Origin of the sequence: Streptomyces hawaiiensis, from assembly GCF_004803895.1 — a bacterium.
GTDB classification, from domain to species: domain Bacteria; phylum Actinomycetota; class Actinomycetes; order Streptomycetales; family Streptomycetaceae; genus Streptomyces; species Streptomyces hawaiiensis.
This window is the reverse complement of sequence record NZ_CP021978.1, coordinates 7,165,114-7,171,201: the sequence shown is the minus strand read 5'-3', so window position 1 is coordinate 7,171,201 and position 6,088 is coordinate 7,165,114. Positions and strand designations below refer to the sequence as shown.

Genomic DNA, 6,088 nt, shown 5'->3' with positions numbered 1-6,088 from the left:
CAGACAGCGCATTCAGATGGTGATACCACCATGGATCTCGAACACGCTGCCGGTGATGTAGGAAGCGGCATCCGAGGCCAGGTAGGAGATCAGGTCTGCGACTTCCTCGGAGCTACCGAAGCGGCACAGAGGAATAGCGCGCAGCAGATCTCTCCTGGCATTTTCACTCAGCGCTTCGGTCATATCGGTTTCAATGAGCCCGGGCGCGACGACATTGACCCGAACACCAAACCGGCCGACTTCTTTCGCCAGCGCCTTGGAGAACCCGATGATTCCAGCTTTCGATGCCGAGTAGTTCGTCTGCGTGGGGTTTCCGTGGACACCTGACACCGAGGAGACGTTGATGATGGAGCCGGACTTCCGCTTCATCATCGGGACGATGACGGCCCGGTTGACGTGGTAGCTGCCATCGAGGTTGGTGTCGAGGACCTGATGCCAGTCGTCGTCGCTCATGGTCATGAGCGGCTTGTCCCGGGTGATGCCCGCGCAAGTGACGAGGACGTCGATGGGACCCAGCTCGCGTTGGGTGCGGGTGACCCATCCCCGCACGGCTTCCGCGTTGGCCACGTCGACCTGGACGGCGAGCGTACGGACAGGGAGGCTGCTGAGTTCCTTCCGAACGGCCTCTGCCATGTCGGCGTTCGACTGGTAGCAAAAGCTCACATCGAACCCGTCGCGCGCCAGCTTCAGTACCGCCGCGCGTCCGATACCTCGTGAGCCGCCGCTCACCAGGGCGATCCGCGATGTTCCCGCTTCCGCTGCCCTCTTCGGGCCGATGTCCATCCCGTTGTTGCTCATCGATTGCCACCGCCCGTCCTGAGCAGCGAACAGGCCACGATGCCGTCTCTGTCGACTGAAGTGATCACGGCCACTTTCCCCTCGGCTTCGGGATGGAGGCCAGCAAGGCTGAGCGTGGCGGCGATCTGGAACGCCGCGCCGGCGGCTCCGGTGTCGCCCAGCACGTCGGCCACCGAGATCCACTCGATGTCGGACCCGGAGAAGCACTCGTGCAGTGCATCCGTTTCCTGATCCTCGTAGGGCGTCTGTCCGCCGGAAGACGCGACGGCCCACACGTCATCGGGGTGCACCCCGTTACGCTGCAGGACATCCGAGACACATGCGGCGACGGTGCTGCGCCTGTCGCCGTGTGCGTGCGTCCGTATCCGTACATCGATTATCTCGGCGAGCGGCATACGGTCGGCCGCGGTCTCGTCGGCGGCCTCGATGAGGAACATGGCACTGCCTTCTCCGAGAAGCATGTCGGCCGTTGTTCCACCGTTCCGACGGTCCTCGATCCAGGCGCGGGCAGAGGAGAATTCCTCCGCAGCACCGCACAGGATCCTTTCAGCCCGTCCCGAAGCGAGCAGTCGTCGCGCGTAGTTGAGTGCGAGCAATCCCGCAGACTGGCCGCCCGCGACAGTGGCGTTCGGGCCTTTGAGTTCGTGCCAGATGGCACACTGCCCGGCCGCACAGTTCATCACTGTATACGGCATAAGCGCGGGGTCGACGAGAAACGGCTTGGACTTCTGCATCGATGTGCGGGTGTAGCCCATCATGCTGTCGGCGCTGCCGGTCGTCGTCCCGAGAACGAGGCCCGTGCCCTCTCCTTTCGGAACGGCGCGGCTGCCGCTGTCGTCGTCCCGCAGCAGTTCAGCCGTCACACCGACAGCGAGGCCGGTCGCCCTGTCCATGCCCCGGGTGCCCTTTTTGCCCAGCAGGTCCCTGACGGAGAAGTCCGGTACCAGGCAGGCTTGCTGGACGGGGGCGGACCACTGTTCGGCGTCGAGAGAATGGACAGTGTTGCGCCCGGCGCGTATCCCTTCCCGGAAAGCTTCCTGACCGAGCCCAAAAGGGGAAATAGCCGACCACCGGGTGATTACAAGGCGGCGGCCGGCGCCGGATTTCGCTACCGTCATCGCGCTGCCACCTCACTCTTGTATTTACCGAGGATTACCACGGCGTTGTTTCCGCCAAATGCCATACCGTTGTTCTGGACGATCTCGAGTTCCGCTTCGACCGCCTCGTTGGGAACGCAGTCGATCTGGCATTCCGGATCGGTGGTGACGTGATTGATGGTGGGCGGGATGAATTTGTTGGTGATGGCCAGGGCGCAGCCGATGGCGGCGAGTGCGCTGGCCGCGCCCAGAGTGTGACCGAGCATCGACTTCATCGAGACCGTACGTGGCGGCTGATCACCGAACACGTCGCGGATGGCTCTGGTCTCGGTGATGTCATTGGCCTTGGTGCCGGTGCCGTGGGCAGAGATCATATCGACTTGACTCGGGTCGACGCCCGCGTCCCGCAGTGCCAGCTCCATGCAGCGCGTCACGCTTTCCTGGTGCGGCGCCACCTGATGGTAGGCATCGCAGTTGAGGCCGTATCCGAGCACCTCGGCGTAGATACGGGCGTCGCGGGCGAGCGCAGATTCCAGCGATTCCAGCATCAGCACGCCAGCGCCCTCTCCGGTGAGGATGCCCTTGCGGTCCTTGTCGAAGGGGCGGCAGACGTCGGGGGCCATAGTGCCGAGCCGATAGAAACCCGTGAAGGTCTTGCGGCAAATGGCGTCGGCGCCTCCACACAGGGCATAGTCAACTTCGCCGGTGCGGACCGCGTCGAAACCGCTGCCGATTGCGTAGTTGCCCGCAGCGCAGGCGGTCGCAATCACCGTTGCCTCGACGTCGGCGAGGCCGAGTTCCTGAGCGATGGAGATGGACAACCGGAGGGGACTGACCCGTCCAGCGACCGCTGTGGGCATGCTCTCGTGTCCGTCCCGCAGCTCGATCTCCACGAGTTGATCCAGGTCGTGTGATTCGCCGTCGGTGGTCCCTATACAGACCAGTCCGCGTTGGCTGGCGAGCTCTTCGGCTTCCAGACCGGCGTCCGCGACGGCCATCCGCGCAGCGGCTACGGAGAACCGGCTGGCTCGTCCCACGTTCTCCAGGTCGAGGTTCGAGATCCATTGCTCGGGTTCGAATCCGACCACCTCACAGCCGTTCGAGTGGGCGAATCCTGTCGTGTCGAACTGGCTGATCGGCCCCGCGCCGCTCCGTCCGGCGCGAAGCGACGCGGCGAATTCATCGACGCCGATGCCGATGCTCGACACTACGCCCAGGCCGGTCAGAACCACTCGGCGCAGAGGAGCGCCTGATACGTCGTCAAGGGCGGCCGTTGACATGAGTCTCCTGCGGGGTTGAATAACGCGGGGCAGTGGGGATTACCAGCCGATGGTCTCGGCTACAACCTCGTAGACGCCTTTAACATTGACCATTCTAGGAAGCTGGGACTGATCGATCTCGATGTCGAAATCCGCCTCCAGGGCAGCGAGGATTTCGATGCTCTGGAGGGAGTCCGAACCGTGCTCCTCATGGAAGAGGCTCGTCAGGGTCACTTCGTCCTCGTCGAGCTCCAGCCGATCGCACACGATCTTCTTGACCCTGTCCAGATTGGCGTCATACCGCTCTTCCTCGATTCCCATCTGATTCCTCGATTCTTTCGCTGTCTGAGGTTCTGCCCAAGGGCGGAAAAAGGGTTCAATCAGTTCATCGACCGCACCGCGGGCCAGGCTGTCGTCCGCGGCCAGTCCCGCACGCTGGTCGTCATGGCGCAGCAGCGCGAGCAGCCCGTTGCCGATGAGATTGATCGTGGTCTCGTGACCAGCGACAAGAAGCAGCATCGTCATGGAGACGAGATCCAGCCGGTCACCGTCGTCGCTGACCTGACTGAGGTCAGAGAGCAGGTTGGTCAGAGGGCTTGGCGCGCTTGTCCGCGATGATCGGCGTGAGGTAGCCGCCCCATGGCCATCGATGCTTGCCCACACCTCCTAGGCTGGCCAGCGCCGGCCAGCCTTGGGCCATGCGCGGAAGGTGTCGCGCTCGGCGAGGGGGATTTCGGGCAGTTCGCAGATGACCGCGGTGGGCACCGGAAACGCGAAGTCGTTGCTGAGTCAAGGTTTGGGCGCCGCTTCCCGTCTTTCGCAGCGAATCGATCCTGCATATCCGCGTCACCGAACCCCTCGGTGCCTCCAGGGTGCCATGCATGTCTCGCTCCTCAAGCCGCACGCAGCGCGCACTGGGTGGGCGGGAAATCGGACCACAGAATGGATGTCAGGCCGACTGAAGGACGGCCTTGATGACGGTGCCGTTGGCCACTGCTTCCATGGCGATTCGGACATCGGCCAGCGGGAAGGGAACGACGAGGCTCCGCAGGTCGAATCGGTTGGAGAGGACGGGAAGCAGACGGACGTACTCGACGAGGTGAGCGCCGCTGAATGCCCAGGAGCCGTGAATGTCCAGTTGGCGATGGACGATCTGGTGCGGGTTGAGCATAGTGTCCCCGTTATCGGTGTACTGTCCGACCACGAGATACGAGCCACCGCGCCGGGCCAGCGTCAGCCCCTGAGCGACAGCGCCCGGGATTCCTGCGCACTCGATGACGAGGTCCGCGCCGGTGCCCCCCGGTGTCAGCGCGCGCGCCTGGTCGAGGGCCTGCTGGGGGTTCGCGCCGTCCACGATGTCGATGTGGTGATGGCCGATCCCGCACTTCGCGGCCAGGTCCAGGCGTTGACGCGGTCCGCCGACCAGGATGACCTTCTCCGCGCCGGCCATGTGGGCGAGGGCCGCGGCCGCGAGCCCGACCGGTCCGCTTCCCTGGACGATCACGGTTTCACCGAGCCTGACCGGACGCCGCTCGTACAGGGCGTGCACCAGAGTCGGCCCGGCGCAGGCCAGCGACATAGCGGCCAACTCGTCAGCGCCCTGCGGCAGTTTCACGACGACCACGCCCGGGTGCAGCAGAATGGTTTCCGCCCATGCGCCGGAGAGTCCGGCGCCTTCGGCGAGCGAGCGGTTGACCCCATACGTCCGGCGTGCCTCGCACAACGTGGGTTCACGGTACTGCCGGCACGGCATGCACTGTCCGCAGGAGATCGACGAGGCCCACATGACCGTGTCCCCCACGTGCAGAGTGGCGCCACACGCGTCGACGGTTGTTCCCGCCCCGAGGCTGCGGACCGTGCCCAGGCCCTCGTGTCCAAGTGTCAGAGGAGTCGGAATCGGCAGGTGGCCCTGCTGCAGGTGAAGATCCGTTCCGCAGATGCCGCCGTATGTCACATCGACGAGCATCTCGCCCTCGTTCGGCTCAGGCACGCGCAGTTTCCGGATCGACACCGTCTGCCCGAATCCCTCGAGTACCGCCGCTGCGGCGAATTCCCAGGTCGTCACGATTCCGCCCGCGCTATGGATGCCCCAATAGTCTCCAGTGTCCACGAGTTCGGCACGAGGGGCGTGACGTCCCGGCCCACGAGATATTCGGGGCGCGGTTCTCCCACCGGGCGAGGCGCATTAGTGGAGGCGTTGTACGTCACAATCAGCAGGTCGCGCGGGAAGGGGGAGATGTTCGGTGCTGATCCATGCATGATCTCCGGGTGGAAGAAGACGACGGTTCCGGCCGGCCCCTTGGGGCTCGTCATCTCGTGCACTTCCGCGAGCTTGGACAGGTCACCGGTGGACAGCGCGTAGTCATGCGGATCGATGTGCTCCCCCGCCTGGTTGGCCTGCTGGCGAGAACTCGCTTCCGACCCGAGCCTGTGCGAGCCCCGCAGGAACACCACGGGGCCGTTGAACTCGGTTACCTCGTCCAGGAATACGGCCACGTTGACGGCACGTGGTTCCGGCATACGGTCGGCGTCGCGCCACACGGGGTAGTCCTGGTGCCATGCCCATGATTCGCCCCCGAAGGGCCGCTTCGTGTTGATCTTGAATTGGTGCACGTAGAGGTCCTGAGCCACCAACTGCATCGCCGGGGCGAGGAGTCGCGCGGACGAAACCAACGTACTGAAGAGCGGATGCCGGGTGTGTGACGCGTAAACGGCCCGCAGTGTCGCACCGTCATCCTCCGTGATCAGATGCGGACCCTTACTGGACGCCACGTCCTCGGCCATCGCCCCCTTAAGGCAGTCCATCTCGGCAGGAGAAAAGGCCCCCGGGACGAGGACGAACCCATCGCGGTCATACTGATCCAGCACGCTTTTTGCCAGCTGCACGCAATCCCCCTAATTGGGAAAATCGAAATAACTGCACGAATAGTCAAT

General features: G+C 64.2%; 6 protein-coding genes. All 6 read right to left on the bottom strand.

What is annotated here, in order from left to right:
* Positions 1 to 12: 12 nt before the first annotated feature.
* Positions 13 to 798, bottom strand: coding sequence for a 3-oxoacyl-[acyl-carrier-protein] reductase (gene fabG, locus CEB94_RS32940; RefSeq protein WP_246111987.1), 786 nt, complete (start codon positions 796 to 798; stop codon positions 13 to 15).
* A complete protein-coding gene (locus tag CEB94_RS32935; RefSeq protein ID WP_175435632.1) occupies positions 795 to 1,916 on the bottom strand; it encodes a beta-ketoacyl synthase N-terminal-like domain-containing protein in 1,122 nt (373 codons plus the stop codon). Before CEB94_RS32935 ends, fabG begins: the two co-directional genes overlap by 4 nt.
* Complete coding sequence (locus CEB94_RS32930) at positions 1,913 to 3,175, bottom strand: beta-ketoacyl-[acyl-carrier-protein] synthase family protein (protein WP_175435631.1); 1,263 nt, start codon at positions 3,173 to 3,175, stop codon at positions 1,913 to 1,915. The genes CEB94_RS32935 and CEB94_RS32930 overlap by 4 nt, the downstream gene beginning before the upstream one ends.
* Positions 3,176 to 3,214: 39 nt before the next feature.
* Complete coding sequence (locus CEB94_RS42320; RefSeq protein ID WP_423514345.1) at positions 3,215 to 3,679, bottom strand: phosphopantetheine-binding protein; 465 nt, start codon at positions 3,677 to 3,679, stop codon at positions 3,215 to 3,217.
* A gap of 424 nt (positions 3,680 to 4,103) precedes the next feature.
* On the bottom strand, positions 4,104 to 5,219 hold the full coding sequence (locus tag CEB94_RS32920; RefSeq protein ID WP_218945948.1) for a zinc-binding dehydrogenase: 1,116 nt from the start codon (positions 5,217 to 5,219) through the stop codon (positions 4,104 to 4,106).
* Positions 5,216 to 6,040 carry a phytanoyl-CoA dioxygenase family protein gene (locus tag CEB94_RS32915; RefSeq protein ID WP_175435630.1) on the bottom strand — a complete coding sequence of 275 codons (825 nt, stop codon included), beginning with the start codon at positions 6,038 to 6,040 and terminating at the stop codon, positions 5,216 to 5,218. Before CEB94_RS32915 ends, CEB94_RS32920 begins: the two co-directional genes overlap by 4 nt.
* Between the last annotated feature and the right edge of the window lie 48 nt (positions 6,041 to 6,088).

Bases quoted from the DNA above. Each gene is read 5' to 3' on its own strand.
- fabG (WP_246111987.1), bottom strand. From the start codon at position 798: ATGAGCAACAACGGGATGGACATCGGCCCGAAGAGGGCAGCGGAAGCG.
- CEB94_RS32935 (WP_175435632.1), bottom strand. From the start codon at position 1,916: ATGACGGTAGCGAAATCCGGCGCCGGCCGCCGCCTTGTAATCACCCGG.
- CEB94_RS32930 (WP_175435631.1), bottom strand. From the start codon at position 3,175: ATGTCAACGGCCGCCCTTGACGACGTATCAGGCGCTCCTCTGCGCCGA.
- CEB94_RS42320 (WP_423514345.1), bottom strand. From the start codon at position 3,679: ATGACGATGCTGCTTCTTGTCGCTGGTCACGAGACCACGATCAATCTC.